The organism is Paracoccus gahaiensis (assembly GCF_005048225.1).
GTDB lineage: Bacteria > Pseudomonadota > Alphaproteobacteria > Rhodobacterales > Rhodobacteraceae > Paracoccus > Paracoccus gahaiensis.
Genome location: NZ_SUNI01000011.1, coordinates 96,672 through 123,134, shown reverse-complemented (window position 1 = coordinate 123,134; position 26,463 = coordinate 96,672). Strand labels below are relative to the sequence as shown.

The 26,463-nt window shown below is 69.1% G+C and carries 23 protein-coding genes; 2 read left to right on the top strand and 21 right to left on the bottom strand.

Annotated elements, in window-relative coordinates:
- Window position 1 precedes the first annotated feature (1 nt).
- The 21 genes from FA743_RS12340 to FA743_RS12240 all read right to left on the bottom strand — a co-directional run bounded on the left by FA743_RS12340 (window position 2) and on the right by FA743_RS12240 (window position 24,425).
- Window positions 2-2,677 (bottom strand): collagen-like protein, encoded by a 2,676-nt coding sequence (locus FA743_RS12340; RefSeq protein ID WP_136886409.1) that lies wholly within the window; start codon window positions 2,675-2,677, stop codon window positions 2-4.
- Complete coding sequence (locus FA743_RS12335; RefSeq protein WP_136886408.1) at window positions 2,671-4,761, bottom strand: phage tail protein; 2,091 nt, start codon at window positions 4,759-4,761, stop codon at window positions 2,671-2,673. The genes FA743_RS12340 and FA743_RS12335 overlap by 7 nt, the downstream gene beginning before the upstream one ends.
- Window positions 4,754-7,180 carry a putative baseplate assembly protein gene (locus tag FA743_RS12330; protein ID WP_136886407.1) on the bottom strand — a complete coding sequence of 809 codons (2,427 nt, stop codon included), beginning with the start codon at window positions 7,178-7,180 and terminating at the stop codon, window positions 4,754-4,756. The genes FA743_RS12335 and FA743_RS12330 overlap by 8 nt, the downstream gene beginning before the upstream one ends.
- 9 nt (window positions 7,181-7,189) lie before the next feature.
- A complete protein-coding gene (locus FA743_RS12325) occupies window positions 7,190-7,588 on the bottom strand; it encodes a GPW/gp25 family protein (protein WP_136886406.1) in 399 nt (132 codons plus the stop codon).
- 3 nt (window positions 7,589-7,591) lie between these two features.
- Window positions 7,592-7,987, bottom strand: a complete 396-nt coding sequence (locus FA743_RS12320; RefSeq protein WP_136886405.1) for a DUF4150 domain-containing protein — start codon at window positions 7,985-7,987, stop codon at window positions 7,592-7,594.
- 1 nt (window position 7,988) lies between these two features.
- Window positions 7,989-8,948 carry a hypothetical protein gene (locus FA743_RS12315; protein ID WP_136886404.1) on the bottom strand — a complete coding sequence of 320 codons (960 nt, stop codon included), beginning with the start codon at window positions 8,946-8,948 and terminating at the stop codon, window positions 7,989-7,991.
- The gene (locus FA743_RS12310) at window positions 8,948-9,421 is read right to left on the bottom strand and encodes a phage baseplate assembly protein V (protein ID WP_136886403.1); all 474 of its coding nucleotides are present in this window, start codon (window positions 9,419-9,421) and stop codon (window positions 8,948-8,950) included. Before FA743_RS12310 ends, FA743_RS12315 begins: the two co-directional genes overlap by 1 nt.
- Entirely contained in the window at window positions 9,414-10,595 is a 1,182-nt protein-coding gene (locus FA743_RS12305; RefSeq protein WP_136886402.1) for a phage late control D family protein, read from the bottom strand. Before FA743_RS12305 ends, FA743_RS12310 begins: the two co-directional genes overlap by 8 nt.
- Entirely contained in the window at window positions 10,592-11,284 is a 693-nt protein-coding gene (locus tag FA743_RS12300; protein ID WP_136886401.1) for a CIS tube protein, read from the bottom strand. Before FA743_RS12300 ends, FA743_RS12305 begins: the two co-directional genes overlap by 4 nt.
- Before the next feature lie 87 nt (window positions 11,285-11,371).
- On the bottom strand, window positions 11,372-11,554 hold the full coding sequence (locus FA743_RS12295) for a hypothetical protein (RefSeq protein WP_136886400.1): 183 nt from the start codon (window positions 11,552-11,554) through the stop codon (window positions 11,372-11,374).
- Between the two features lie 12 nt (window positions 11,555-11,566).
- On the bottom strand, window positions 11,567-12,085 hold the full coding sequence (locus FA743_RS12290) for a phage tail protein (protein ID WP_136886399.1): 519 nt from the start codon (window positions 12,083-12,085) through the stop codon (window positions 11,567-11,569).
- Window positions 12,082-14,289, bottom strand: a complete 2,208-nt coding sequence (locus FA743_RS12285) for a phage tail sheath C-terminal domain-containing protein (RefSeq protein ID WP_136886398.1) — start codon at window positions 14,287-14,289, stop codon at window positions 12,082-12,084. The genes FA743_RS12290 and FA743_RS12285 overlap by 4 nt, the downstream gene beginning before the upstream one ends.
- Window positions 14,290-14,293: 4 nt before the next feature.
- Window positions 14,294-14,722, bottom strand: a complete 429-nt coding sequence (locus FA743_RS12280; RefSeq protein ID WP_136886397.1) for a phage tail protein — start codon at window positions 14,720-14,722, stop codon at window positions 14,294-14,296.
- Window positions 14,723-14,759: 37 nt separating this feature from the next.
- Window positions 14,760-17,201, bottom strand: coding sequence for a phage tail sheath family protein (locus FA743_RS12275; RefSeq protein ID WP_136886396.1), 2,442 nt, complete (start codon window positions 17,199-17,201; stop codon window positions 14,760-14,762).
- A gap of 15 nt (window positions 17,202-17,216) precedes the next feature.
- Entirely contained in the window at window positions 17,217-17,879 is a 663-nt protein-coding gene (locus tag FA743_RS12270; RefSeq protein ID WP_136886395.1) for a hypothetical protein, read from the bottom strand.
- On the bottom strand, window positions 17,876-18,481 hold the full coding sequence (locus FA743_RS12265; RefSeq protein WP_136886394.1) for a Pvc16 family protein: 606 nt from the start codon (window positions 18,479-18,481) through the stop codon (window positions 17,876-17,878). The genes FA743_RS12270 and FA743_RS12265 overlap by 4 nt, the downstream gene beginning before the upstream one ends.
- 353 nt (window positions 18,482-18,834) lie before the next feature.
- A complete protein-coding gene (locus FA743_RS12260; protein WP_136886393.1) occupies window positions 18,835-19,830 on the bottom strand; it encodes an ABC transporter ATP-binding protein in 996 nt (331 codons plus the stop codon).
- Window positions 19,827-20,807, bottom strand: coding sequence for an ABC transporter ATP-binding protein (locus tag FA743_RS12255; RefSeq protein WP_136886392.1), 981 nt, complete (start codon window positions 20,805-20,807; stop codon window positions 19,827-19,829). The genes FA743_RS12260 and FA743_RS12255 overlap by 4 nt, the downstream gene beginning before the upstream one ends.
- A 4-nt stretch (window positions 20,808-20,811) precedes the next feature.
- Window positions 20,812-21,777, bottom strand: a complete 966-nt coding sequence (locus FA743_RS12250) for an ABC transporter permease (RefSeq protein ID WP_136886391.1) — start codon at window positions 21,775-21,777, stop codon at window positions 20,812-20,814.
- A 3-nt stretch (window positions 21,778-21,780) separates the two neighbouring features.
- Window positions 21,781-22,764 (bottom strand): ABC transporter permease, encoded by a 984-nt coding sequence (locus FA743_RS12245; RefSeq protein WP_136886390.1) that lies wholly within the window; start codon window positions 22,762-22,764, stop codon window positions 21,781-21,783.
- Window positions 22,765-22,841: 77 nt separating this feature from the next.
- Window positions 22,842-24,425, bottom strand: a complete 1,584-nt coding sequence (locus FA743_RS12240) for an ABC transporter substrate-binding protein (RefSeq protein ID WP_169308879.1) — start codon at window positions 24,423-24,425, stop codon at window positions 22,842-22,844.
- A gap of 205 nt (window positions 24,426-24,630) precedes the next feature.
- Between FA743_RS12240 and FA743_RS12235 the strand changes: the two genes are divergently transcribed.
- Together FA743_RS12235 and FA743_RS12230 are read left to right on the top strand one after the other, a co-directional pair.
- Entirely contained in the window at window positions 24,631-25,167 is a 537-nt protein-coding gene (locus tag FA743_RS12235) for a TetR/AcrR family transcriptional regulator (protein ID WP_136886388.1), read from the top strand.
- The gene (locus FA743_RS12230; protein ID WP_136886387.1) at window positions 25,164-26,345 is read left to right on the top strand and encodes an MFS transporter; all 1,182 of its coding nucleotides are present in this window, start codon (window positions 25,164-25,166) and stop codon (window positions 26,343-26,345) included. Before FA743_RS12235 ends, FA743_RS12230 begins: the two co-directional genes overlap by 4 nt.
- The last annotated feature ends 118 nt before the right edge of the window (window positions 26,346-26,463 follow it).

Here is a 26,463-nt window from a genome sequence, read left to right as displayed (position 1 = left end):
CTCAGTCCCTTTCCAGAGTGAACCAGCTGCGGAACGTGCTGCCGCCGCCGGACGCGCCGGTCGGAAGCTGGCCCCCGAGGAAGGTGCCATCCACGGCAACCCCGTCCTCGGTCCTGACGAAATCGCCATAGAGCAGGACGCGGAACCCCAGATCGGGATCGAGGTTGAGATCGAGGTGAAACTTCTCGTCCGCCCTCAGACAGACTCCCGGCGTCAGATCGGCGGCATCCAGGATGTCCCATGATTCCAGGAAGTCGCCGTTGATGACCGGATTGTCGATCGGATGCGCCCAGAGCTGCGGCGTGACCCAATGCACCAGCCCGTGGTCGTGGTCGATCAGGGGCAGTTCCAGTTCGATCAGCATCGAGCGGCCGGCCTCTTCGCTGCCGGTGAAGTCCTTCCAGATCACCGGCTTCTCGAAAGCGATGGCGATCCCCTGCTCGCGGAACACATCCGTGAACTTGCTGCGGTTGCCCGCCCAATGCATCCCGGCATGCTGCCAGCTGAGCGCCACGATCGGATTTCCCGGCGCAAGGCCCGTGCCCGGGGTGCCCGGCTGGCCGGGCTGCCCCGCCGCGCCGCGCGGAATGCCGAGGGTCAGCGTCAGGCCCGGCCCGTTATCGGCGACCGAGGCGGTGGCCGGCTGGTTCGGGTTCAGCGTGGCCACCGTGACCTGCGTGACGACCTTGCCATCCTCTCCCGACACGCCATCCTCGCCCCGGGCGCCCGGATCGCCGCGCGGGCCGGGCGGACCCTCGGCCACGCCCTGCGCCAGGATGCAGTCGATGACCTCCTTCAGGGTCGACGCCGAGGGCACGATCGGCCGGAAGGCGAAGTTGTCCAGCGCAAGATCGCCCTCGCTTGCGCGTTCGGGATCACGGATCCGGGGCAGGTCCCGGCCCTCGCCCGGCCAGACATAGCCCGCGACATGGCCCAGCACGACGCGATGCTGGTCGGTTCCGCAGGAGGCACAGCCCTGCACCGGCTTGCGGAAATGGATGCCGCAATCCTCCTCGGCGATGTCGATCACGGCGACCAGCCCGTGGGGCGGCATCGTCTCCTCGGCGGCGGCGGCGGCGAGATACAGCCGCGTGCCGTTGCCGGCGAGGGCAAGGCTGCGGCCCTGCCCGTCGATCCGGAAGGCGTCGGGCGACAGCCCCGTCTCGGGCGGCGGGCCGGCATCCTGCGACTTGACCGCGTCCAGTCCGACGGTCGTGAACCGCGTCACCCCCTCGGCATCCGCCATCAGCAGATAGGCGCGCGTCTCGGTCGGTGCCAGCGCGATGTCATAGGCGGTGCCGACCAGCTTGACGCCGCGCCCGGCCTTTTCCAGCCGCGCCTCACCGTCGATCAGAAGATAGCGGGTCAGCAGGATCGTCTGTGCCGACGCGGCCTCGCGCGAGACGACATAGAGATAGCCGTCGTCGAAGCTCCACTTCACCAGGTCGATCCGTTCGGCCGCTTCGGGCGCGTAGCCGCTGGCCACCGCATCGCCTTGCGTCATCCCGCCTTCGCGGAACTTCGACGTGTCGATCAGATACAGCCGATCCTTGGCCGCGCCCACCGGGCTGGACAGGGCCAGAAACCGCCCGTCGCGGGTGATCTCCATCATCGAGGCGCCCCGGCCCGGCGCATCCCCCGCGGCGCCGAAGCCGTGGTCGAATGTCAGGTCGGGCTGGCCGTCGAGGACCGAGGCGTCGCCATCCGCCAGATAGGCGTCGATCACCGCCTGACTGTACGAGACAAGCCGGCTGGCCGTGCCGTCCAGTTCCAGGACATAGAGCGTCCCGGAACTGGGAGAGACGGCGATGCGCGCCGCAGTGCCCTTGATCGGGATCACCCGTTCGGGCTCGGCCGTCCCGCCCAGCCCGGCCGCGCGCCAGATGCCGATGCCGTTGGGGACGGTGCCGGAAAAGCCGGCGCCCGCCACGAAGACCAGCCGCGCCTCGCGCGAGGAAGCGGTGTCCGAGACGGTCTTGGACCCGCCCACCAGCGCATCGAGGTCATGCGTGTCGCGGTCATATCCCAGAAGCCGCGCGCCGATCCCGTCCTGCGTCGCGATCTGGACCAGTGCCTCGCCCTCGTTGACATGGACGGCCTTCGGCACGCCGCCCTCGTAGGAAAACGTGTGGACCCAGTCCAGCCGGGGGTTCTGGGGCACCTTGACGGGCGTCACGTCCCGGGCTTCGGCCGCGAAGAGGGCGAAGCGATAGCCCTCGGCGATGCGTCCGAAGGCGCCGCCGTCCTCGGACGCGCAGCCCGGCAGGATCACCGGCATCCGCTCGGCCCCCGCATCGCAGCGCTCGATCGCGACGAACAGATGCGCGGTCCCGTCCAGCGCGGCCTGCAGGTCGGGATCGGCTCGCACAAGATCGGCCACCCGCACCAGCGCGGATTTGGGCACCACGATCTCCTGCCCGCAGCAATCCAGCGCCAGACCCGGCTCGACCACGATAAAGTCGCGCCGGCAGGTCTCGCTTGGATGCTCGATCAGCTTCAGCCCGCAGACCGTCCCGGTGCCGTGCAGCAGCGCGTTGTGCATCTGCCGGTGGCCGCGGTGATAGTCCTGCTCGTCCGAGAAATCCCGCGCGACCAGCAGTTTGCCGTCGAAATAGCTGTTGCGCCGGGGCTGGTGAAGGCCGCAGGGGATGCACGAGGTCTTGCAGTCGTTCAGCATGACAAGGCTCCTTCGCCAGGACCGGCGGTCAAAAGCTGCGGGAAACGGATCAGGGCATCGGGGACAGCGGTCCCGGTCGACAGGGTGGCGCCAAGATCTCCGGTGCCCAGGGCCCCGCCCCCGGCGGGACCAAGGATCGTGTCGACCCCGATCGTGGCGTGGCAGCCCAAGGTGATGCCCGGGTGGATCAGGCGCAGCTCGAACCGCGCATGGGCCGGAACCGAGGCGGCGATCAGCCGCTCCAGCACGAAGCGGTCCGCGTCCGAGGCGGCAAGATAAGCGGGCAGCACGATGGTGAAGCCATGCGCGGGCGCGTCGGGATCCAGCGGCGCGCCGCCGATCATCACCCCGCCCGCCGGCAGCCGGAAATGCTCGATCACCTGCGGAAGCGGATCGGCCAGGCCGGTATGCCATTGCAGGATGCGCTTGAGCCCGGCCACCGTGCCGCGCTGACGGAACAGGTCCATGGCCTGCGCGATCATCTCGCGCCGGGTGGCCTCGGGCCAGGCGGCCAGGAAGGTCAGGTCGAACCACGCGCCCAGCCACGAGAGGAACTCGGACGGCGTCACGCGGGGGTCGAACAGTTCCGCCAGGCTGCGATGGCGGGCGGTGATCTCGGCCGAGACGGTGTCGAAATAGCCGAGGAACCGGTCGAGGAACCGCGCGCTTTCGGGGTCGTCATGGAAGGGCGCGGGCAGATAGCGCAAGGCGCTGCGGCGCGGGGCGAAGATGTCGATGCCCCGGATCAGCGGGGCGGTGGTGCCGTCGCCCGACATCTCGACCTTCAGCCACAGGAACCGCCCCGGCCCGCTTTGCACCATGACCTCGGGCAGATCGCCCGGGACCAGCGCCAGCGGCACGGACCAGCGGTCCTCCGACACGGCCGGCAGCTGGTCGAACGGCACCTCGACCTCGGAGGTCAGGGTCGAGACGACAAGCCGCGCGCTGTCCGGCAGCTCCAGATCGAAGGTCACGCGATCCCAGTGAAAGCCGCTCTGCCCGCTGTCCAAGGCCGTGGTCGTGAAGGCGCCCGCGCGCGGCACCTCGATCCGCCGCGGCAGGGCGATCAGGGGGCGCCCGCTGCCCCTGTGGCGGCCGGTGACGTCCAGCGCCAGATGGCGGAACAGGACCGGGTCGCGCCCCGGGGCTGTGGGATCGGACCAGCTGAGGTCATCACCCGCCTCGCGCAGCAGCGGCGGCAGGGTCATCCGCAGCGCATCCTCGTCGGTGGCGACGGCAAGGCCCCGCGCGTCGAGCGACAGCAGCTTTCCGCCGTCGATGACATGCAAAACCGGCCCCGGCGGCGCGATGGGGGCGCACCCGCCGTCACAGCCGCAGTCGTCACCGCCGCACCCGCAGGCACAGGCCCGGTGCGCCGCCGCCAGCGCCAGCGGCTGGCGCGGCGCGACGCGGGGGAAGGCCGGATCGGGCCGCCCCAAGGCGTCCCACCGCCGGATCGCCCCCGGCCCCGTCAGCGCCACATAAAGCCGCCCGGCCCCGTCGAAGGCCAAGGCCTCGGGCGTGCCATCCTCCAGCCGGATCAGCCGCCGGAGCCGCGCATGGGGCCATGCCAGCACCAGCACCCGCCGCGCCCCGCGATCCAGAATGGCCAGATCGCCCGAGGGCGCGATCGCGACGCCCACCGGCTCGACCAGCGCATAGGGATCCTCCGCCGCACTGGCCCCGGCCAGGTCGCACAGCCCGCCCGGCGTGTCGGGTCCGGGCAGCGGTCGCGCGGGCCAGAGCGGCGCGAAGGGCCACAAGGGGTCTGCCTCCGCAGGCCGATCCGCCGGGATCGCGCCCGCCTGCGCCGTCAGGATCACCCGCCGCAGCGGATCGGCCAGAAACATCCGCCCGTCCGGCGCGATGGCCAGCCCCTTCGGCAGCGTCCGGCCGCCGAAGGTGCCGAAGGGCTCGGCCAGGGGGATCGCGCGCCGCCCCGCGATGCCAAGCGTCAGGGGCCGGTCGATCAGCGGCACGCCCGGTCGGCTCGGGACCGGACCCAGGGGCCAGCCCAACCGGGCCGACAGCCGCAGGAAGGGCGGGCGCGTGTCCTTGACGACGAGGGCGGCGGGCTCACTCATAGGCGGCCACCAGATCCACCCTGTCGCGGGCCAGCGCCAGCAGCGCGCCTTGCGGGATCTCGGCGATGTCCGCCACGGGATCGCCCGCCTGCCCGTCGATCTCGACCGACAGCCCCGAGGCCCGTCGGACCCCCGGCACGGCCAGCATCCGCTCGTAGAGGTCCCCATGATAGATGGCTGCGCCGAAGGGCCAGCCCGTGCCGTCCTCGCCGCCGGTGAGGGGGCTGAGGAAATCCGCCAGCGCTGTCACGACGGCGCCGGCCACCTCGCCCAGATCGCGGTCCCGCGCCACCGTCAGCCGCGCCGTCAGCGCCGTCACCGTGGCGTAATGGGGGCCGATGACATGCAGCTCGGTCGTGATCAGGCGGCGCGGCTCCAGCCAGCGGCAGATCGCGCGCTTCTGCTCTTCGGTGGGCTGAGGCCGGGGCTGGTCGATCCGGGGCAGCACGACCAGCGTCACCGCCCCGTCCCTGTCGACAAAGCCCTCCGGGCCGGGTGCCTTGCGCGCCAGCGCGACCGCCTTGTGCAGCGCCACGCCCGGGGTCCGCAGCGCGAGGTCCGAGAAATCCTCGGCCGTCACGGCACGGTCGCGGCTGCGCAGGTCATGCGGTACGCGCAGCCTGACCGCGTCCAGCGTCTCGGCCTCCGATCCGTCATGGGCGGCCCGCAGGTTCGTGACCCCCTTGACGTGGCGCAGGCCGCCCTTGAGCTTGGACACCAGCCCCGCCGCCACATTTCCCGCCGCCCCGCCCCCGACCCGGTAGCGCGTCGCGGTGACCGTGGCGCCCGCGACGGGAATCCGTCCGCGCCGCCCGTCGCCAAGCCGCAGCTCGCCCGTTTCGGGGGTCAGCATGAAATGCGGGTCCTCGGGGCCGGACAGGTAGAAGTCGTCGACCCGCAGCCAGTCCGGGTCCTGCCCTTCCTCGGCGATCTGCAGCGCAAGGTCGGGCGCGCCCGTCGCGGGGTCGATCAGCACCGGCGCCTTGGGCAGCCGGAAGACCTGCGCAGGCCGCCCGTTCGACCGCCCGAGCCGGTCGTCGAGCCGGGTTGAGGCCTGCGTGGCGGGCACCGTGTTCAGATGGAAGGCGCGGATCGCCGAGGGGGCGGCGGCATCGGCCGGAACCGCTCCGAGCCGGGCGCGCAGCCAGTAGAGCGGCAGATAGCCCTGATCGTTCTGCGGCAATGCCGCCGCATACCCCTCGTTGACCTTGATCCAGTCCTTCAGGGTCAGCGCGCGCGGGTCCAGCTGATAGGGCGGCGGCAGGGCGTCGGCCTCGTCCGGCGGGTCGGGATCGGGGGTCATGATGATGTCGGCCACCGCCACCGGGTCCTCGCCGCAGGCCGCGATCTCGTCCGCCTCGGCCTCGGTCGCCCCCATCTCGACCCAGAAACCGGCCAGGCCGTCCAGGATGTCCAGCGGCCCCTCGCGCAGCTGCCGGGCCAGTTCCTCCTTGCTGCGGGGCGGTCGCGTGGCGCCGAAGCTGGCCCAGACCTCCTCGGACAGCTGTGCCGGATCCAGCGCCGCAACCGAGGCCGGCATCTCGAAGACCAGATGCCCCGATCCGGACAGGGCCTGCGTGCCGTCCTCGGTCGGGCGCAGGCGCGTCCAGCCCGCCGTGGCCGCGTCATCCTCGAACAAGGCGGGCTCGTCTCCGGTCCCGGTGAAGACATGCCAGTCCACATGCTCCAACGGCACCCCGGCCATGCCCGGCGGCGGGCACAGAATGGCCACCGGCCCTTCGATCACGGCGGCATCGGGCCCCGGTCCCCGGTCCAATATCCGCACCGCATCGACGTAGAGGTCGAACGGACCGGCGGGAAAGCGATCCTCGGAAAACGTCCCCGCGTCCTTTTCGCGCCCCGGCCGCAGGCGCAGCCCCAGATAGAGCGCCCGCCCCTCGCCCCCCGCGAAGGGGTCGAAGGAATAGGCCCAGCTGGTCTGGCCCTTCTCGAAGCGGGTCACCAGATCGCGCAGCCGGCCCCCTGCGCCGCCCCCGGCCTTCGACACGAGGGCCGCCCCCACGGCGGCGTCCAGCGCCACCAGCGTCCTATCGGTCTCGAACACCAGATCCGAGGGCACCGCCGGATCGTCCACCGCGACCCTGGTCAGGCGGGGCACCGAGACGGTGACGCCCGGCGGATCCTTCAGCGTGAAGGTCAGATCCGTCCGCGCCGGATGCGCCGGTTCGGGCGTGATCCCCAGAAGGTCGATGAAGGCGAGGTAGTTCAGATCAGGGATCCGGTTCAGGTCGTGCAGGATCGTCTCGGTCAGCCAGGCATGCAGCTGGACCAGCGCCATGCCGGGATCGCTGTCGTTGAAATTCGTCCATTCCGGCGTATAGCGCGGCAGCCGGGCGCGGGCCTCGTCCACGAGGTCCTTGAACGTGCGGCTGTCGAGTGCGGGCGGCAAGAGCGGCATGGACGGCTCCTATTCCAGGCCTTCGAGGAGGTAGAACGGATAGACGATGTTCTGCGCCGCGTTGTTGGCGCGGACGCGGTAATCGACGGAGAGCATCAGCGTGTTCGACGTGTCGGGCGGCGAGGCGGCGGTGACCCTGAGGACGTCGATCCGCGGCTCCCACCGGACCAGCGCCTGGCGCACCTCGTCCATGATCGCGGCGCGGGTGCCCGGATTGTTCGGCGCAAAAACATAGTCGTGGATGCCGCAGCCGAAGGTCGGTTGCATGATCCGCGACCGCTTGGGCGTCGCCAGGATCAGCCAGACCGCCTCGCGGATCGAGGCGGCCCCGCTGGACCAGTCCAGCCCGCCGCGGGCATTGACGCGGACCGGAAAGGTCCAGCCCTGTCCCAGGAACGCCTCGCCCATCGGTCAGTCCCCCACCAGCACGGAGGCCAGCCCGACCAGCACGAAGCCCTGGGCATTGCCGTTGTTCTGGCGGGTCTGGTCCAGCTGCCGGACCAGACCCTTGCCGTTCGCCATCACCGTCTGCGAGAACCCGGTGAAGGTGCAGGCCTGGTTGAACGTCCCCGAGGGGACGCCCCCCGCCGTCCCCGCCTCGCCGCCGGTCGAGGTCGGGATTCGGCTCGCTTGCGTGATCACCGGCTTGCCCCCCGCCAGGACATCGGGCGAGGCGTCCTGGGCATCGGCGAGCTGGGCGATGTTGGGATAGGGGATCGGCACCGGCGCCGAGGGCGGGGCCGGGGTCAGAAGGATGTCGGGAAAGGCCATGCAGGTGCCTTCGGTGCGGGCGACGGGTTTGCCCATGTCACATGCCCTCCTCTGCGATCTGGATGCTGCGGTAACGGTCTTCGGGTTCAAGATCGGCGGGCCAGTGGCAGCGCCACAGGATCTCGGCCCGGTTCGTCGCGGGATGGAGGATCAGCGTGTCGGGCCGCATCCGCCCAAGGGCCACCTTGCGCCAGCGGGGCGGCGTGTCGGGACCGTGCCCGCAATAGACCCGCAGCCGCGCCACCCGCCCCAGATCCGGAAGCCGCAGCGCGTAATCGGCGGCGCCCGAGGTGTCGAGGCTGCGAAAGATCTCGACCAGCCCGCCCGAGGGCAGCGCGGTTCCCGTGCCGGCATCGCCGAAGATCCCGCCCCGCCGGTGAAACGCGGCAAAGGCGGCGGGGTCCCCCGCCTGCCCCCGGCGCGGCGGCCCGAGGCGCGGCTGGAACCCGAAGAGGTTGCGCCCGGCATCGGCATCCGGGTCGGCGGGCAGCGCGGGATTGCGCGTCAGCCAGGTCGCGCCCTCGACGCGGACGGTGCCCTCCTGCGCGGCAAAGCCCGTCACCACGATATCGGCCCGGGTCTTGCGCAACGCCGTATCGGCCTCGTAGGTCAGGTCGAAACCCAGATGCCGGTCATTGGCGCCCGTGTCATCGGCGGCGATGCCGGCCAGCGTGAATGCCTGCCCGTCGACCGTCAGGATCTGCTCCTCGGGGGGGCCGGGACGGACCGAGAAATCCGCCGGCCCGACGATGCGACCGATGATCGGCGGCACGACATCCCGGGCGGTGAACCGGGTGACCCCCAGATCCGCCATCACCACCGCCGACCTTGCCGGGTCCGCCACCGGCTGCATCCGCCGCGGGCCGGCCCCGTCCGCGACCAGATCATACGCGGCTTTCAGGACCACGGCCATCTGCGGATCGCCGGCGGCCCCGCCGGCGCGCCCCATCAGAAGGGCGGCAGCATCGCGGGCGGGATCGGGGGTCCGGATCTGCATCAGTTCAGCTCCACCGTGACGCCCTTGATCGAGGTCTTTCCGCTGGCCTCGATCCGGATCTCGCCGTTCGATTTGAGGGTGATGCCGTCGCGATCCATGACGATCTGGTTGTCGTGGGAATCCCGGATCGTGATCCCGCTCTGATCGCCGTCGATCAGCACGACCATGTTCTTGTCGCGCGACACGATGCTGCGCTCGGTCATCTCCTGCGTCGCGGGCCCCGCCTCGCCGGCGGTGATGAACCCCAGGATGACCGGGCGATTTGCGGCAAAGGCCAGGACGGCCAGATCGTCGATCTCGGGGGCGAAAAGCAGGCCGACCTCGGGCCCGGCCATCGGGCTGGCCACCGCGATCCAGTCGCTGACGATGCCCTCGGGCCGGTCCAGCCGTTGCAGCTTGGCGCGCAATCCGCGATCCGAGATCTCCACCTCGACCACGCGCCCCAGGGCCAGAGAGGTCGGCAGGTCAGCCATCGAGCACCTCCTTGCGGCACTGGAAGGTGGTGGTATAGCCCGCCCCGCCGATCGCATGGGTGGTCTGGGTCAGGCGATAGACCCCGTCGAAGCGCGCCCCCATCCCCGACATGCGGACCGTCTTGCCCGCGCGCAGGGTCGGCAGGCCGATCGCGCTGCCCGATCCGGTGATCATGTCGGCGGCCAGCTTCTGCAGCCGGGCCAGGGCGGCGCGTTCGGCATCGGCGACCGTCTGGACGCCGTTGGGCTTGATGACCTCGCGCATTCCGCCCACCGCGGTTCCCAGGTCCGCAACCCCCGCCGGACCCAGGGCCGAGGGCAACAGCTTGATATCGGCCCAGGTCTTGACCACCTCGATGTTCTGCGCGCCGCCCCGGACATTCGGATCGCCGCCCCGGCAGACCACCTCGCTGACCTGCTGCGCGGCGGACAGCGCGGGCGTGAACGAGATCAGCGTCCGGCCCCAGACGAAATCCGCCACGGGACCGTCATTCGACTTGCTGGGCCGGGCCAGATACAGCACCGGATCGCCGCCCGGCACGGCGGGCGGCTCGACCGCCAAAGACAGACCATAGTCTGCGGCGCGGGTCGCGATCTCGTCGTAGAGCACCCCCTCGACCTCGACATTCTCCTCGGCCTCGCCCTCGGCATCAAGGCTTGCCCATCGCAGCGACACGTCGTTCTGGGCGCAGATCTTCGAAACGACGCCCTTGGGGGTGCCGTCGTAATTCCCCTCGACTCGGATCTTCTGAAGACCCCGAAGGAAGGCGTTCAGCGCCCGCACCCGGCAGCTGGGCGTGCCCGAGGCCGGGAAGGACGGCGCCAGCGACACGACCTCGCCCTCCATGATCAAAGGCAGATCGCCATCCTCCAGATAGCCGAGGAACAGGGTCACCTTCGCCCCCGGCTCGAAATTCGGCACGGTCGGGCCGCCCGCGTACAGCGTAAGGGGCTTGCCGTCCGCATCCCAGGGGCTGGAATAGCGCGGGCGCAGCGCCACGGGGTCCCAATCGTGCAGCACGAACTCGAAGCTGTCGATATTGCTCAAATCGTCGGTGAAGGACACCTCCAGCACGTCCGAGATCACCTCGCGCCCCGCATCCCGCCCGTCGATCTCGATCCGGAAGGCGGGCGTCAGGAAGGCGCGGCCCGAGATGAAGGTCTCGGCGGTCATGACGTCACCAGGGGCGGCAGTTCCAGCCGGTCGCCCGGCGTCAGGTCGCGCACGTCGCGCAAGCCGTTATGCAGGGCGATCAGGCGCCACTTGGCGGCATCGGCATAGGCGTCGAAGGCGATCAGCGGCAGCGTCTCGCCCTCGGAGACGACATGGATGCGGGTATGGTCGGCGGACTGGTAGTTGATCGCCGCCACCTGCTCGGCCACCGTCGCATAATGCTTGAGCGCAAGGGTCACGGTGGCGCGAAGCGGCTTGCCATCGGGCGAGAACAGCGAGAAGCGGCGCGCGACCGAAAGCACCACGGCGGTGAAGGTCTCGCCGGCGGTCTCGGTCGCGCCCATCGCCGTGCCGGGAAAATCGTCACCCCAGGACACCTTGACCAGCGGCGGCGCGTGCAGGTCGCCCTGGATCTGCACCAGCTTGTGGAAGGCCTCGACCTTCTGGGTCACCGCAACCGCCGCCGGCCCGGTCCCGTCCTGCGTGGAATCGAAGAACAGCTCGAGGTTCAGCGTCTCGGCATCGCCGCGCACGAATTGCAGCAGGGGCTGCTCCAGCCCCGGGATCGCCACCTCGGCGAATTGCGCGGATTTGGAAAAGGCCAGCTCCGAGGGGGCGTAGTCCAGCATCATCGGCGGGCCGATGGTTTTTCCCTGCAGACCGACCTTCTGGAACATCAGCTGGCGCATCGGCACGCCTCCTGCCCGGCCCGCGGGCCCGGGATGGCGCCGCCCCGTGTCCGGCGTGAAAGGTCAGTCCCGCGCGGTATGCCCATCCTATCGCCCCTTCCCGGTCCGGCCAGTGCTGCGGTCGCGTTCGCGCCGGCCCGCCTCCAATTGCTCGCGCGCCAGCTCCTCCTTCACCATCTGCACGATCCGCGCGATCAGCTTGGGGTCCTGCAGAAGCTTGGGATCGGTCGCCGTCACCTGCGTCTCGACCGTGCCGATATGGACGTCCATGCCCCTGCCTCCTCAGATGCCGATCGCGCCGGACAGGGCGTCCAGCCCCTTGCCGGGGCTCAACGTCAGTTCCAGCTTCTCATGCGCGATCTCCAGCTTTTCGACCGCCGTGGCCGAGGAGGACGCATTCAGCGCCGGCCCCGACCACTTGACCGGGATGCCGTTCTCGAAGGTCCAGGCCTTGATCGGGACGCGCAGCTCGTTGGCCAGAAAGATCAGCCCGTTGCGCCGCTTGCCCTCGCCCTTCAGAAAGCCCTCGTGCCAGAGATAGAGATCCTCCGAGAACCCCACCCCCCGCGACAGGGTGATGTTGGGATAGGCCGCGCGGCTTGGAAAGCGGAACACACGGTCGTTCACGCCCCCGGCCGCATATTCCTGGATCTGGATCTCGCTCTCGAGGCCGGTCGCCTCGGAAAACCCGCCCAGCACGAAGGCCCCTGCCATGGCCGCCGCAGATTTCAGAGGATTGTCCGGATCCTCGATCAGGGCGATGTAGAAGTTGAATCCGGGAAGCGGGTCGAGGCGGATCACGGCGCGTCCTCCGTCACCTTCAGCGCATCGAAGGCATTGCCCAAGCGGAACAGCACGAATTCGAACGGCGTCGTCGGCGCGACCCCGATGTCGATCACCAGTTGCCCCGCATCGCGGCCCTCGACGGGATTGTTCTCGAGGTCGCACTTGACCGAGAAGGCCTCGTCCGGCGCCGAGCCCGCCAGCACCCCCTCGCGCCAGAGGCGGTTCAGAAGCACCCGCGCCGACTGTGCCACGGCATGACGGGTCATCAGGTTGTTGGGCTCGAACACCATCCAGTGCAGCCCGCGTTCCAGCGTCTTCTCGATCGCGTCGACCACGCGGCGGGCGGTCAGATAGCGCCAGTCCGGATCGGGGGACAGCGTCCGCGTGCCATAGATCCGGATGCCGCGACCCGGAAAGCTGCGGATGGCGTTGATCCCGGCGGGGTTCAGCAGCCCCGCCGCCGCCTCGTCGATGTCCAGCATGACGCCTTCCGCGAAGCGCAGGGGCAGATTGGCGCCGGTGCGGTGGATGCCCACCGTCAGCTCGGCCTGCGCGAAGGCGCCGCAGACATAGCCCGACGGGGGACAGGGCCGCACCCCGCCGCGCCCCGCCTCGTCGGTCGAGGGCAGCCGCAGCCAAGGCGCGAAAAACGCCATGCGGTTCGACCCTGCCAGCCGCGACCGCCAGCCCCGGATCTGATCCAGCGTCGCCTGCGGGCTTGGCGGATCGATGATGGCGACCTTGTAGGGCCCCACGATCCCCGGATCGACCATGGCGGCCACGACCTCCAGGATCTCGTCCTCGGCCAGCGCGCGCGGCAGGTTGAGGCGGGCCATCGTCAGGATCACCGGCTGCGAGGGCAGAAACGGCTCGGCCTGCGCGACCGCCTCGAGCGGCTCGAAGCCGTCCTTGGACAGGCGCACCGTCACCAGACCCACGGGCACGCCCGTCGCCCGGAAGATCCCGGCAAGGTCGGTCCGCACCCGCCCGCCCGGCCCCAGCACATCGACCTCGACCCCGACAACCGGCTCCTGGGTGCCGTCGGGACGATCCTCCCTCACCTGCACGACCAGCTTGCCAAGGGGTCGCGGGCTGAGGTCGCAGCAATCGACCCGGTCCGGGGGCAGCAGCTCGGCCGGCTCGGGCGACAGGGGCTGCAGCACCAGGTCCGGTGCGGCGATCAGGGCCACCTCGTCCAGACGCGCCACCTGGCGCAGGCCCCGGATCCAGTCGCCCCTCGTGATCGCCTCGAGCCCGTCGCGGCCGCCGGTCAAAGGAAAGCGTCCCTCGGGCGGCCAGACCTCGGGGTCGCTCCAGTCGATCCCCCCCGGAGCGCCCTCGCGATGCAGCGACACGGACCGGCTGGCCGTTGCCAGCGTGCCCGCGATCGGGGCCGAATGGCGCGGATCGGGCGACAGCGCGCGGAAGGCCTGTTCCAGCCTGCCCCGGGACCAGATCTCGACATCGAACTCGACCGATGTCACCTGCACCGGCAGGTCCGGCGCCAGATCGAGGAACACGCCATCGCCATCGCGCAACTCGGTCACGCGCAGCGGCAGCAGCACCCGCTGCCGCGCCGCATCGACCCCGGCGGCCGAGACCGTCGCGACGCGCGTCACGCCCTCGCGGGTCTGGGCAAGTTCCAGCACCGAATGGGCCTCGATCCCGGTCATCGACCTCAGCCGCAGCGCGCGCGGATCGTCCAGCGGGCCGATGAGGGATTCGGTCCGCGCCCGCTGCGTGCGGGCGATCCGGACCTCGTAACCGTTGGCCCAGGCCCCGGGCGCGGGGCTGCGCGGGCCGGTGGTGCGAAACACGTCCTCGACCAGCTGCACCCAGGTCGCCTCGTCGGGCCGCGCCTCGCGCTTGCGCTCGCGCGGATCGACAAGGCTCCAGCCGAAGCTGGCCTGCGCCACCCACCCGCCGCCGATCATGACGGAGGCCGGGCGGGCCGCGTCCGGGGCCAGCCGGATGACATAGGCGGTGCGCCCGCCATTCTCGAAGAACCCCTTCAGCCCGGCGTGAAGATACCCGCCCTCCAGCGCCGGACCGAAGATCTCGTCGGCCAGCGTCAGGCTTTCGACACGGACCGGCATGTCGACCGGACCCCGGCGGGCATAGCCCAGAAACACCGCCACGTCGCCGCGGCTGAGCCTCCCCAAGGCGCGGACGGGCGCCACGGGCTGCGGGTAGAGGCCGGGGGCGGTCAGGGCGCACATGGGCCTACTCCGCCATCTCGACCCGTTCGCAGACCAGCTCGACCGTCTCGATCGCCGCCTCGTTGGCCGAGGATTTCATCGCCGGGAACTCCATCTTCTTGACGAAGACCTCGTAGAGGTTCCAGCGCACGGCGGGCTGGCGCGCCTCGTCCAGCAGCGTGATTGAGCAGTTCTTGCGCTCGGTCGTGCCGTCCAGCGTCGTCTTGCGCCAGTTCCACAGGTCGCGGTTGATCGTCTGGCCACGCTTCAGCGTCACGTTGCCGTACTTGACCAGACCGGGCAGCTTGCGCATCGTCGCCAGCTCGTTGCCCTCGCGATATTCGATGATGTCGCTTTCGGTGTTCATGCCGCCGACCTCGGTGAAGCCCGCGGAATCGAGCCCGTCGATCTGCAGGATGAAGTTGAACTGCGACAGGGGGTCGTTGTCTCTCATGGGAAAGCTCCTTCAGCTCACGTCGTGACGGTCCGGCTCAGCCCTCGGCTTCGCGGGTCTTCTGACTGATCTTGACGATGACGAATTCGGCAGGCTTCACCGGCGCGACGCCGATCTCGACGATCATGCGACCGTTGTCGATGTCGTCCTGGGTCATCGTGACATTGTAGCCGATATTGACGAAGAACGCCTCTTCGGCCTTCTGCCCCTCCAGCGCCCCCGACCGCCAGACGGTCGTGAGAAACCCGGTCACCGATTGCTTGACCGTATCCCAAAGCGGCTTGTCGTTCGGCTCGAACACCGCCCATTGCAGCCCGATATCCAGCGATTGCTCGATCATCAGAAGCAGCCTGCGGACGTTGATATACTTGAACTCGGGGTCCGAGGTCGCCACGCGGGCCCCATAGATCCTGAGGCCGCGGTTTTCCGACCGGAAGTCGCGGCAGCAGTTCAGGTTGATGGGGTTCAGGATGTCCTGCGCGCCCTTGTCCAGCTTGGTGTCGAAGGCGAGGACGCCCCGGACGACCTCGTTCGCCGGGGCCTTGTGGACGCCGCGCGCGGTGTCGGTGCGGGCATAGATGCCCAGCACATGCCCCGAGGGCGCGATCACCCGCCGGTCCCCGGGGGCGCCGAAGCTGTCGGCCCGCTCCAGCGAGGGGTAATAGACCGCGCACCGGGTCGAATCGAAGTTCTGCCGATGGGCGCGGGCGGCCTGAAGGTCGGCCCCGATGGGCGTGTCCAGCACCGCGAAGCGATAGCGCATCTGCTCGCAATGCGCGACCAGCGCCTGCTGCACGCTGACCGAGGTCTGCCCCGGCACCGCCACGATCGACACGGCGGATTCGTTCTGCATCGCGAAGATCCCCGTCCGCTGGCCCGGGTCGTCGGACGGGGTGCCCATATAGGTGGCGTCGCTCACCCCGCCCACGTCATCGTCGCCGCCGTCCAGCCGCCGGGCAAGACCGGTGATCAGGGGAAGACGGCGGGCGGCCGCATCGGCCAGATCCCCGAGCCGGATCAGGTTCGAGCCCCCCGAGGCCGAGGGCGTCGCCGAGGCGGCGTCCCAGCTTCCCACCAGCGTCAAGGCATAGCGCGGATGCCCGGGCGCCATTGCCAGCCGCTCGAAGGTCTCGCTTTCCACGGCCTTGCCGTTCTCGATCCGCTCGACCGTCAGCGTGAATTCCTGGCTGACGACGGTCATGCCCGCCACCAGGCCCTCGTCATGGGCGGCGGTGAAGGTCACGTCCCCGGCCACCGCATTGACCACCGCGACCTCGCGGTTGATCCGCCCGTCGATGGTGACGACCGAGCCGGGGAAAAGCCCGAAGGCGCTGCCGACCCGGACCGAGGCCTCACCCGCCCCCGCGGGCCGGGCGATCACGGTCGAGACGAGGTTCGCGGGCCTCAGCGTGACCCGAAGGCTGTCGCCCCAGACCCCGGGATAGCGCGCATGGACCCGCAGCACCGCCCGCGTGGGCACAAGCCGGACACCGGCGGGATGGCTGTTGACCAGAGGCCGGCTCAGCGTCACCGTCTGCGCCAGATCCCGGACGATCGCATATTCCTCGGCGGTGCCGTCCGCGATCAGCACCACGTCGCCGGCATCGATGCCCGTCGTGGTCATCGGCAGAAGCGCCGCCGCCCCCCCGGCCGCGACATCTTCGGTCAGCGCCGACGCCGTCGTGCTGTCGGCCAGCGTGGCCACCGGGTCGCCCACGGCGACGGGATTGCGCAGCGGGCGTGCCAAAGCCAGCGTCAGGCCGTCCGCGTCGACGGTCGCGACCTCGACCAGTTGGGCCAGATCGTCCTCGCCCAGAAGGATCCAGTCCCCGCCCGACAGGCCCGCCGTCGCCGTCAGGGTCAGCTCCTCCGCGCCCGCCGCCGCCTCGGCATTGACCGTTCCGGCAAAGGGCGTGCGGGTCTGCAGCGTCACCGTGGCCGCGGTCGCGAAGGTCCGTCGCAGGCCCTGCGTCAGGCGAAGCTGCGCGACGAAGGCGTCGTCGGTCAGCGTCACGACCTCGCTGGCCTCGCCATCCTCGATCAGCAGCCGCATGTCGTCGGTCAAGCCCGCCGCCGCGCCCAGGACAAGGGTCGTGACATCCCCCCCGCCGGTGACCGCCGCCATCGCCAGCTCCGGTCGGGCCGTCACCTCGCTGTCCAGCGCCTCGAGGTCCAGCACCGATTCGGTCGCGGCCGCGCCCACGATCCGGACGACGAACAGCCGCGAGCCGCCATTCACGAAGAAGCCCTCGGCCGCATAGGGCAAGGCGTCCCGCCCCTCGGTGAAGACCAGGGGATGCAGCAGCCCGCCGAAGGTGCGGGCAAAGCCGCCCTGGCTGGTCACCAGGGTCGGCACGTTCACCGGGCCGCGGGCACACATCCCGATCATGCCCGCCGTCGAGGTTCCGGACGCGACGATGGGCTTGGTGCCGGAGGGGACCTCTTCGACATAGACGCCGGGGGCAAGATATTCAGGCATTTCAAGGCTCCTGTGCTAAGGGCTTGGAATCGAGAACGTGCGGGTCATGGCACCCCCGCCCCAGAGGGGGCGAAGGATGTGATCGGTGATCCGGCCGCCCTCGTCGAAGGACAGCGTGACGGCCTCAGCTACGGGCAAAGCCGGGATGCGGAAGCGTCCCTGCGCGTCGGTCAGCCGGTCGGGCAGGAATGCGATGCGCAGGATGACGCCCGCCGCCGGAGCGGCCTGATCGCTGTCACGCAGGACAAGCCCGTCCAAAAGGACCGGCGTCGGATCGACGCCGACCTCGAAGGAGAAAGGCGCCCCCGCCACGCGCAGCGTCGTCAAGGCCTGCCCGGCGACCGGACGGGGCACCTCGACCACGGCCAGATTGGCGCCCGGCACATCCAGGGTGGCGTCCAGCGGCGGATCGCCGGGACGCGTCAGCGTCAGCGTCAGGCGCACGGGCCCCGCCGCCGACAGATCCGGCATGTCGCGCGACGGGTCCAGATGCAGCGCGAACCAGCCGCCGGGGCGGATCGTCAGGACCGTCGGAAACGTTCCCCGGTTCGTCCCGAAGGTATAGCTCAGCCGCGCGTCGAAGCGGGGAAAGCTCCGTTCGGTCAGACGCTCGAACAGGCGGCCGCGCGCCAGGACCTGACGCTGCCCAAGCCGCCGAGAGGCAAAGGCCAGGGTCATGTCGTCACCGTGCCGACCGCCGTCATCATCTCGTCGACGCGCCGGCGCCGTTCGGGCGGCAGGCCGCTGTCGACCGCGACGACCTCGACCAGCAGGCCGAGCGCGATCCTGTAGGGCGTCGAGAAGGCGTTCCACATCTGTGCCAGCTGCTCGAGGCTCAGAAGGTCTGGCTTGACCCGCATCTCGGGGCTGCCCCCGCCGAAGGCATCGCCGATCGCACGCCCCGACACGGCGTCGAAGCAGGGAAAGTCATGGAAATGCTGCAGGACCCGGCCCAGCAGCAGCTGGTTGATCGACTCGTCCTCGGTGACGGGGGTAAAGAGGTAGCGCAGCTGCAGCGGAAGCGGCGGCTTGCGAAAGCTGTCGGCGCGAAGCCTGTCGGGCAGCGGCAGCTGGTTGCGCCGATGCGGATTGATGTCGACATGGTAGAGATAAAGGCTGCCGACCGTTGCGGCATCCAGATCCTGACCGGGCGAGGCCAGCGTGATCCGGTCCAGCGTCCCCGCCAGGCCAAAATCCGCCTCGGAGGTCGATTCGAGCGCCTCGAAGATCTGGCGCCGCAATTCGACCGAGATATCGCTGAGGATACTGAAACCGGCCACGGGTCAACACCACTGTTCGGATCTTGGTTAATGATACACCCGATCAGGGCCCGCCACCTAATGAATTCACGAAACCGAGAGGAGCAGTTTCCGGACATCCCCCAAGGGCCGTCCGGCAGGGCGGTGTGGCGGGCGGTTGCGGCATCGGGAGCGCAGCAGAGCTTCATCATGGGCCCTGCGCCTCATCGCAGGGCCAAGGCCGCCGCAGCCATCCACGACACCACATGCCAGCCCCTGTCGCGGCAGCCGCCGTCGCCCGACCGAAGCCCCGGCAGAATGCCAGATATCATCCACACCCCGCCGCCGAGGCAGCGGGCGGGGAAGGCCGGGATATCCCGGTGCCTGTTCCTGGCTTAGATCCGGCCCTCCTCGACCGCGTGGCAGGCGGCGGCCTGGGCGCCGCGGCGGGTCAGGCCCGGGACCTCGGTCCGGCAGCGGTCATTGGCGAAGGGGCAACGTGGGTGGAAGGGGCAGCCGGGGGGCGGGTCGATCGGCGAGGGGATCTCGCCCTCGACCTGCTTGCGGCGGCGGCCGGTCATCTCGATATCGGGCACGGCGTCCAGCAGCATCCGCGTATAGGGGTGCTGGGGGGTCGCAAACAGCGCCTCGGCCTCGCCCACCTCGGCCAGACGGCCCAGATAGAGGACGCCGATCTCGGTCGCCATGTGCCGCACGACCTGCAGGTTGTGCGAGATGAAGACATAGGTCAGGCCGAACTCGTCCTGCAGGTCCTTCATCAGGTTCAGGATCTGCGCCTGCACCGACACGTCCAGCGCCGAGGTCGGCTCGTCACAGACGATGAACTCGGGATTGGCGGCCAAGGCCCGCGCGATGGCGATGCGCTGGCGCTGCCCGCCCGAGAACTGGTGCGGGAACTTCAGCCCATCCTCGGGCGAGAGGCCGACCAGCGTCAGCAGCTCGCCCACCCGCAGCCGCCGGGCGCGGTCGTTCATGGACCGCTCGAACACGCGCAGAGGCTCGGCGATGATGTCGGTGACGCGCCAGCGCGGGTTCAGGCTGGCCAGCGGGTCCTGAAAGATCATCTGGAACCGGCGGCGCAGACGCCGCGCCTCGGCGCCCTTCAACCCGCGCGCCAGAGAGGTGCCGTCGAAGACGATCTCGCCCTCGGTGGGCTCCAAGAGGCCCACGATCAGCCGGGCGATGGTCGATTTGCCCGAGCCGCTTTCGCCGACCAGCGCGAAGGTCTGGCCCTTGGCGACGGTGAAGCTGACATCCTTGACGGCGTTCACATAGGTCTTGTCCAGACCTTCCAGCTTGCGGTTCAGCCAGGGGGCCGAGACGTCGAAGCGCCGCGACAGGTGGCGGACGTCCAAGAGGGTGTCGCTCATGCTTCGGTGACCTCGGGATAGAGCCAGCAGGCCGCGCGCCGTCCGGGCTCGATCTCGGACGCGGCGGGGCGGTGGGTGCGGCATTTCTCAAAGACCTGCGGGCAGCGCGGATTGAAGGCGCAGCCCTGCGGGATCGCGTTCAGGCGCGGCATCGCGCCGGGGATATGCACCAGACGGTCCAGGTTTTCGCCCAGCTTGGGGATCGCCCCCATCAACCCCTGCGAATAGGGGTGGCGGGCATCCTTGATGACGGCGGCGACGGGGCCCAGCTCGGCCAGGCGGCCCGCATACATCACCGCCACGCGGTCGGCGGTTTCCGCGATGACGCCCATGTCGTGGGTCACCAGCATGATCGCCGCGCCGCGCCGCGCACAGATCTCTTTCATCACGTCGATGATCTGGGCCTGAACCGACACGTCCAGCGCAGTCGTCGGCTCGTCGGCGATCACCACCTCGGGGTCCGCGCAAAGCGCCAGCGCGATCACCACCCGCTGACGCATGCCGCCCGAGAACTGGTGTGGATAATCGTCGATCCGCCGCGCCGCATCGGGGATGCCCACATCGTCCAGCAGCTTGATGGCGCGCGTGCGGGCCTCGGACTGCGACAGCGGCAGGTGGGTGCGGATCGTCTCGATCAGCTGGCGCGAGATGCGATAGAGCGGGTTCAGCGAGGTCAGCGGGTCCTGAAAGATCATGCCGATCCGGCGCCCGCGGATCTTGCGCATCTCGGCGGGCGGCAGATTGTCGATGCGCCTGTCGCCCAGCCAGATCTCGCCCTTTGCGATGCGGCCGGGCGGGTCGATCAGGCCGATGATCGCGGCGCCGGTCATGGACTTGCCCGCGCCGCTTTCGCCGACCACGCCCAGCACCTCGCCGGGCATGATGTCGAAGCTGATGTCCTGCACGGCGGTCAGGAGGCCGTGCCGGGTCGGAAACTCGACCGTCAGGTTGCGGACGGAGAGAACGGGTTGTGTCATCATCTCACCGCAGCTTGGGGTTCAGGGCGTCGCGCAGCCAGTCGCCCAGCAGGTTCACGGACAGGGCCAGCAGGATCAGCGTCACCGCCGGGAACAGCAGGATCCACCATTCGCCCGAGAACAGGAACTGCTGCCCGATCCGGATCAGCGTGCCAAGCGAGGGCTGGGTCGGCGGCACGCCCACGCCCAGGAAGGACAGCGTCGCCTCTTCGATGATCGCCAGCGCCAGGCCGATCGTGCCGATCACCAGCACCGGTCCCAGCACGTTCGGCAGGACGTGGCGCAGCAGGATCAGGAAGGGATGCACCCCCATGATCTGCGCCGCCGAGACGTAATCCTTTTGCCGCTCGACCATCGTGGCGCCGCGCACCGTGCGTGCGAACTGCGCCCAGTTCGACAGGCCGATGGCGATGATCAGCACCCAGATCGCCATGCTTTCCTGCTGGTTGGCCGGGATGACGCCGCGCGCGATGCCAAAGATCAAGAGCGCGATCAGGATGCCCGGAAACGACAGCTGGATGTCGGCGATGCGCATGATGACGCCGTCGATCATCCCGCCATTATAGCCCGCAACCAGCCCGAGCGAGACGCCAAGCGTGATCGCGAAGGCCGTGGCCATGGCGCCCACGAACAGCGAGATGCGGCTGCCATACATGATGCTGGACAGCATGTCGCGGCCCTGGTTGTCGGTGCCCAGAAGATAGGTCGAGCCGGTGAACTGGTTCTCGGTCATCGGCGGGGTGAAGCCGTCCATCAGGTTCAGGCTGGACGGGTCGAACGGGTCGTAGGGCGCGATCCAGGGGGCCAGCACCGCCATCAGGATCAGCGCCAGAGCGACCACCGTCGCGATGATCGTGACCGGAGAGCGGCGCCAGGAATAGAAGATGTCGCTGTCCAGCGCGGCCTTGAGCCTGCCTTGGGGCCTGGGCGGCACGATGGGGGCCGCATTGCCTTGGGTGGGGTTTTTCATGGGTTACTTTCCGCCTCCGCCGCCATCGACGCGCAGGCGCGGGTCCACGACGTAGTAAAGAATGTCGACGATCAGGTTGATCAGCACGAAGACCAGCGCGATGAACATCAGATACGCGGCCATCACCGGCACATCGACCACCTGCACCGAGACGATGAACAGCGATCCGACGCCCGGCCATTGAAAGACCGTCTCGGTCACGATGGCAAAGGCGATGACCGAACCCAGCTGAAGCCCGGTGATGGTCAGGACCGGCACCAGCGTGTTCTTCAGCGCATGGCCGAAATGGACCGCCCGCTGCGACAGCCCGCGCGCGCGGGCAAAGCGGATGTATTCGGTGCGCAGGACCTCCAGCATCTCGGCGCGGACCAGACGCATGATCAGCGTCAGCTGGAACAGCGACAGGGTGATCGCCGGCAGGACCAAGGATCGCAGCCCGCTTTCGGTCAGAAGCCCGGTGCGCCAGCCGCCCAGATCGACGGTGTCGCCGCGCCCGAAGGAGGGGAACCAGCCCAGTTCCACCGCGAAGATGTAGATCAGTCCGATCCCGATCAGGAAGGTGGGCAGCGAGACGCCGATCAGCGAAATGGCCATGATGAGGCCCGTGGCGAAGCCGCGCGGCTTCAGGGCGGTGAAGACGCCCAGCATCAGCCCGAAGACCAGCGCGATGGTGGCCGAGGCGAAGGCCAGTTCCAGGGTCGCGGGCAGGCGGGACAGGATCAGCTCGGTCACCGGCTGCTGGAGGCGGTACGAGATGCCGAACTCGCCCTGCAGCGCATTGCCGATGAAGCGCAGGAATTGCAGGACGACCGGGTCGTTCAGCCCCAGCCTGTCGCGCATGATCTCCTGATCGGCCAGCCGGGTCTCGACGCCGACCATGCTGGCGATGGGATCGCCGACATAGCGGAAGACGACGAACGCGATCAGCGCGACGAACAGCATGACCAGCACCGATTGGGCCAGCCTGCGGATGATGAAGGCCAGCATGGGGCGCTTCTTCCTTTCGAATGGGAAACCGCCGCGCCGGGGCGACCCCGGACGCGGCGGCCTGTCACGGTGTCACGTCACTCGGCGAAGGTCAGCCCGGTCAGCAGCGGCTGGTTTTCGGGATGAACCGGCAGGGTGATGTCGTCGCGCATCGCATAGGCCAGCACCTGATTGTGGATCGGCAGCAGCACGCGTTCGGATTTCACCGTCTCCCAGATCTCGGCCACGGTGGCATCGCGCGCCTCCATGTCGATCTCGGTGCCAAGCGACTGGATCTTGGCGTCCAGCTCGGGGTCCGAGAAGAGGCCGCCGTTATAGGCGCCGTAGCTGCCTTCCTTGGTGTGGACCAGATCGTTGAACACATAGGCCGAATCAAAGGTCGGCACGCCCCAGCCCAGCAGGTAGAAATCCGTCTGGTTGTTGGTGACCAGCGGCGAATGCTGGGCCACCGGACGCGAGGCCAGCGTCACGTTGATGCCGATGCGGCCCAGCATGGCGACGACCGCCTGGCTGATCGCCTCGTCATTGACATACCGGTTGTTGGGCGTGTCCAGCGTCACCGTGAAGCCGTCCTCGTATCCGGCCTCGGCCATCAATTTCTGCGCGCGGTCCAGATCGACCGCCGGATAGGCGTCCAGCTCCTCGGTCCAGCCGGCGACGAAGGGCGGGTTCGCGACACCCGTGGGGATCGCCTGACCGCGCATCACGACCTGCGCGATGGCATCGCGGTCAACGGCCAGCTCCATCGCCTCGCGCACGCGGGGATCGTTGAACGGGTTCGCATCGGTGACATTGGACGAGGCCAGCGGCTCCTCGCCGAAGCGATAGCCGAAATAGATGACGCGGTTTTCCGGTCCGGTCTCGATCTTGACCCCACCGGTGCCCTGCAGCCGGTCGATGTCCTGCACGGGCACGTCCTGCACCAGATCGACCTCGCCCGACAGAAGCGCGGCGATCCGCGTCGCGTTGTCGGCGATGGGCAGATAGATGATCTCGGTCACGGCCGGCGTGTCCTCGGCCCAGTGGTTCTCGTTCAGCGTCATGACCGAGCGGACATCGACCTCGCGCGATTGCAGGATATAGGGGCCGGTGCCGTTGGTGTTGCGGACGGCATAGTTGTCGGCGCCTGCGGCGTAATCCTGCACCTCGACCACGTCATTGGCCTCGGACCAGTCCTTGTCCATGATGAAGGTGTTCGTGAGGTTGTCGGGATAGAGCGGCGAGGGGCCGGTCGTCTGGACCTCGACGGTATAGTCGTCGACGGCGCGGACCTCGGTCACCTCGACATGCAGCTGACGCATGTTCGAGGCCTCGGACCGGGCGCGGTCCAGCGAGAAGACGACATCCTCGGCGGTGAATTCGGCGCCATCGTGGAAGGTCACGCCCTCGCGCAGCTTGAAGACCCAAACCGTCGGATCGTCCTCCTTCAGCGACCATTCGGTCGCCAGCCGCGGCTGCAGCGTCCCCTCGACATCGCGGTCGACCAGCGTCTCGTAGATGTGGTGCGCGAAATTGTGGGTCACGCCCTGGTTCTGCGAATGCGGGTCCAGCGTCAGCGCATCCGAGCCGCGCGCCCAACGGATCGTCTCGGCCGAGGTCGCCCCGGCGATCATCGTCGTCGACAGCAGCGCAAGCCCGAGGTGTGTCATCACCTTCTTCATGGTTCTCTCCCTGGTTCTTGGATCTGGTCCCCCTGGGGCGACCGCTTGCACGAGAGAACCTGTTTAGACGGCTCGGTTCAATTGGAAATTTGGCCAGTTGGACAAATTTGCCGCGTTCTTCCCTGCTTCGGCCTGGGTGCAGCGATCCCGAGAGGCCCACAGATTTGTCCTTGCGCATGTAAAACGAACGCTTTACATAACCTGCATGGACAAACGAAACGAGATCATCACCGGGGCGATGCGGACGTTCGAGGCGCAGGGGTTCCGCGGCATCGGCGTCGATGCCGTGCTGGCGCCGTCGGGCGCCTCGACCCGCACGCTCTACAAGCATTTCGGGTCCCGCGACGGACTGGTTCTGGCCGTCATCGAAGAGCGCCACCGCGCCTTCATGGACCGGCTGGCAGCCGCGCCGGATGGCGGAATCGCGGGGCTGTTCGACGAGCTGTCGGGCTGGCTGGACGAGTTCGGGGCAAGCGGCTGCATGTTGCTGCGCGCCCATGGCGAATATGCGGGCAGCAATGCCGAGATCGCGGCCTGCGTGCGTCGGCAGAAGACCGAGTTTCTCGCCGAGTTCGGTCGACGGATCGAGCAGGCGCTCGGCCGCCAGGACGAGGCGCTGGCCATCCAGATCTGGCTGCTGTTCGAGGGGGCCACCGCCGCGGCAGGCGTCATGGGCGCGCAGGTCGTCGGCCCTGCGAAAGAGGCCGCGGAAACCCTTCTGGCACCGGCCCGGTCCGAATGACGCGGCCGGGGGTCGGTTCGGCCAATCTGGTTGCGGTCAGCTTTGCCTTGACCGCGCTGGCCTATGGGCTGGCGCGGTTCGCCTATGGCCTGCTCTTGCCGCAGATCAGGGCCGAGCTGGAGTTGGGCACGGTGGCGGCCGGCTGGATCGGCAGCGCGGCGTTCGCCGCCTATTGTGGGGGCGTCGTGGTCGCCTTCATGACGGTGCCGAAATCGGGCGTGCGCGCGGTGGCGGTGGCGGCGGGGCTGTGCGCGACCGCCGGGCTTGGCCTCGTGGCCGTCGCAGGATCGGCGACCACCCTTGGCCTGGCCATCGCCCTGGCGGGGATCAGCACCGGCCTTGCCTCACCGCCCCTGGCGGCGGCGGTGGGGCAATTCATCCCGGAGGCCGGCCGGCCCCGGGCAAATGGCGCGATCAACGCCGGCACGGCCGCCGGCATCGTGCTGTCGGGCCTTGCCGCGCTGGCCTTTGCGGCCGCTTGGCGCGAGCTGTATCTGGGCTTTGCGGTGATCGGGGCGGCAGTGACCCTCTGGCTCTGGCGCGCGATCCCAAGCGGGAAAGCGGCAGACGCCGCGCCGGCATCCCCCGGCCTCCGGCGGTCCGGGCTTGTGCCGCTCTTTGGTGCGGCAGTCCTGATGGGCGCGGCCAGCACCGCGATCTGGACCTTCGGAGCCGACATCCTGCGCGAGGAGCTGCAATTTTCCGATCAGCGGATCGCGTTGGCCTGGCTGGTGCTGGGCGCGACAGGGCTTGTCGGCGTGGCCACAGGCACCGGGACGGACCGGTTCGGGATTGCGGCGATCCATCGCCTGTCTCTGGTCCTGATGGGCCTCGGGCTTGTCGGCCTTGCCGCCGGATCATGGGCGCCGGTCCTGCCCTTCGTCGCGATGGGGGTGTTCGGGGCCGGCTACATCATCTCGTGCGGGGCGCTGCTGCTTTGGGGCATCACGCTGTTCCCCGAGCGTTCGGACCTTGGGCTGGGCCTGCCCTTCCTGATGATCGCGGTCGGCCAGACGATCGGCGCGCCGCTTTTCGCCGTGCTGCTGCAGGCTGCGGGCACGACGGCGGCCCTCACCTGCGCGGCCGTCGTGATGACCTGCGCCGCGATCCCGGTGCCACGGGCAAGTCGATTGCCGTGCAGCACCTCGCTTTCGCCAGAGACCATTGCAGGTCGGTGACGTTCAGCATGGCTGCCGCCTCGATGGCCCGGATCGACGTCGATGACGTTCGGATTGGCCTGGAGATGGGCCATCGAGCCCTCGGCCAGCAGCTTTTGCTTCCAGAGATTGTCGAAGG

Excerpts from the sequence above, each read along its gene's own strand:
- FA743_RS12340 (WP_136886409.1), bottom strand. The coding sequence starts at position 2,677 with ATGCTGAACGACTGCAAGACCTCGTGCATCCCCTGCGGCCTTCACCAG.
- FA743_RS12335 (WP_136886408.1), bottom strand. The coding sequence starts at position 4,761 with ATGAGTGAGCCCGCCGCCCTCGTCGTCAAGGACACGCGCCCGCCCTTC.
- FA743_RS12330 (WP_136886407.1), bottom strand. The coding sequence starts at position 7,180 with ATGCCGCTCTTGCCGCCCGCACTCGACAGCCGCACGTTCAAGGACCTC.
- FA743_RS12325 (WP_136886406.1), bottom strand. The coding sequence starts at position 7,588 with ATGGGCGAGGCGTTCCTGGGACAGGGCTGGACCTTTCCGGTCCGCGTC.
- FA743_RS12320 (WP_136886405.1), bottom strand. The coding sequence starts at position 7,987 with ATGGGCAAACCCGTCGCCCGCACCGAAGGCACCTGCATGGCCTTTCCC.
- FA743_RS12315 (WP_136886404.1), bottom strand. The coding sequence starts at position 8,948 with ATGCAGATCCGGACCCCCGATCCCGCCCGCGATGCTGCCGCCCTTCTG.
- FA743_RS12310 (WP_136886403.1), bottom strand. The coding sequence starts at position 9,421 with ATGGCTGACCTGCCGACCTCTCTGGCCCTGGGGCGCGTGGTCGAGGTG.
- FA743_RS12305 (WP_136886402.1), bottom strand. The coding sequence starts at position 10,595 with ATGACCGCCGAGACCTTCATCTCGGGCCGCGCCTTCCTGACGCCCGCC.
- FA743_RS12300 (WP_136886401.1), bottom strand. The coding sequence starts at position 11,284 with ATGCGCCAGCTGATGTTCCAGAAGGTCGGTCTGCAGGGAAAAACCATC.
- FA743_RS12295 (WP_136886400.1), bottom strand. The coding sequence starts at position 11,554 with ATGGACGTCCATATCGGCACGGTCGAGACGCAGGTGACGGCGACCGAT.
- FA743_RS12285 (WP_136886398.1), bottom strand. The coding sequence starts at position 14,289 with ATGTGCGCCCTGACCGCCCCCGGCCTCTACCCGCAGCCCGTGGCGCCC.
- FA743_RS12280 (WP_136886397.1), bottom strand. The coding sequence starts at position 14,722 with ATGAGAGACAACGACCCCCTGTCGCAGTTCAACTTCATCCTGCAGATC.
- FA743_RS12275 (WP_136886396.1), bottom strand. The coding sequence starts at position 17,201 with ATGCCTGAATATCTTGCCCCCGGCGTCTATGTCGAAGAGGTCCCCTCC.
- FA743_RS12270 (WP_136886395.1), bottom strand. The coding sequence starts at position 17,879 with ATGACCCTGGCCTTTGCCTCTCGGCGGCTTGGGCAGCGTCAGGTCCTG.
- FA743_RS12260 (WP_136886393.1), bottom strand. The coding sequence starts at position 19,830 with ATGAGCGACACCCTCTTGGACGTCCGCCACCTGTCGCGGCGCTTCGAC.
- FA743_RS12255 (WP_136886392.1), bottom strand. The coding sequence starts at position 20,807 with ATGACACAACCCGTTCTCTCCGTCCGCAACCTGACGGTCGAGTTTCCG.
- FA743_RS12250 (WP_136886391.1), bottom strand. The coding sequence starts at position 21,777 with ATGAAAAACCCCACCCAAGGCAATGCGGCCCCCATCGTGCCGCCCAGG.
- FA743_RS12245 (WP_136886390.1), bottom strand. The coding sequence starts at position 22,764 with ATGCTGGCCTTCATCATCCGCAGGCTGGCCCAATCGGTGCTGGTCATG.
- FA743_RS12240 (WP_169308879.1), bottom strand. The coding sequence starts at position 24,425 with ATGAAGAAGGTGATGACACACCTCGGGCTTGCGCTGCTGTCGACGACG.
- FA743_RS12235 (WP_136886388.1), top strand. The coding sequence starts at position 24,631 with ATGGACAAACGAAACGAGATCATCACCGGGGCGATGCGGACGTTCGAG.
- FA743_RS12230 (WP_136886387.1), top strand. The coding sequence starts at position 25,164 with ATGACGCGGCCGGGGGTCGGTTCGGCCAATCTGGTTGCGGTCAGCTTT.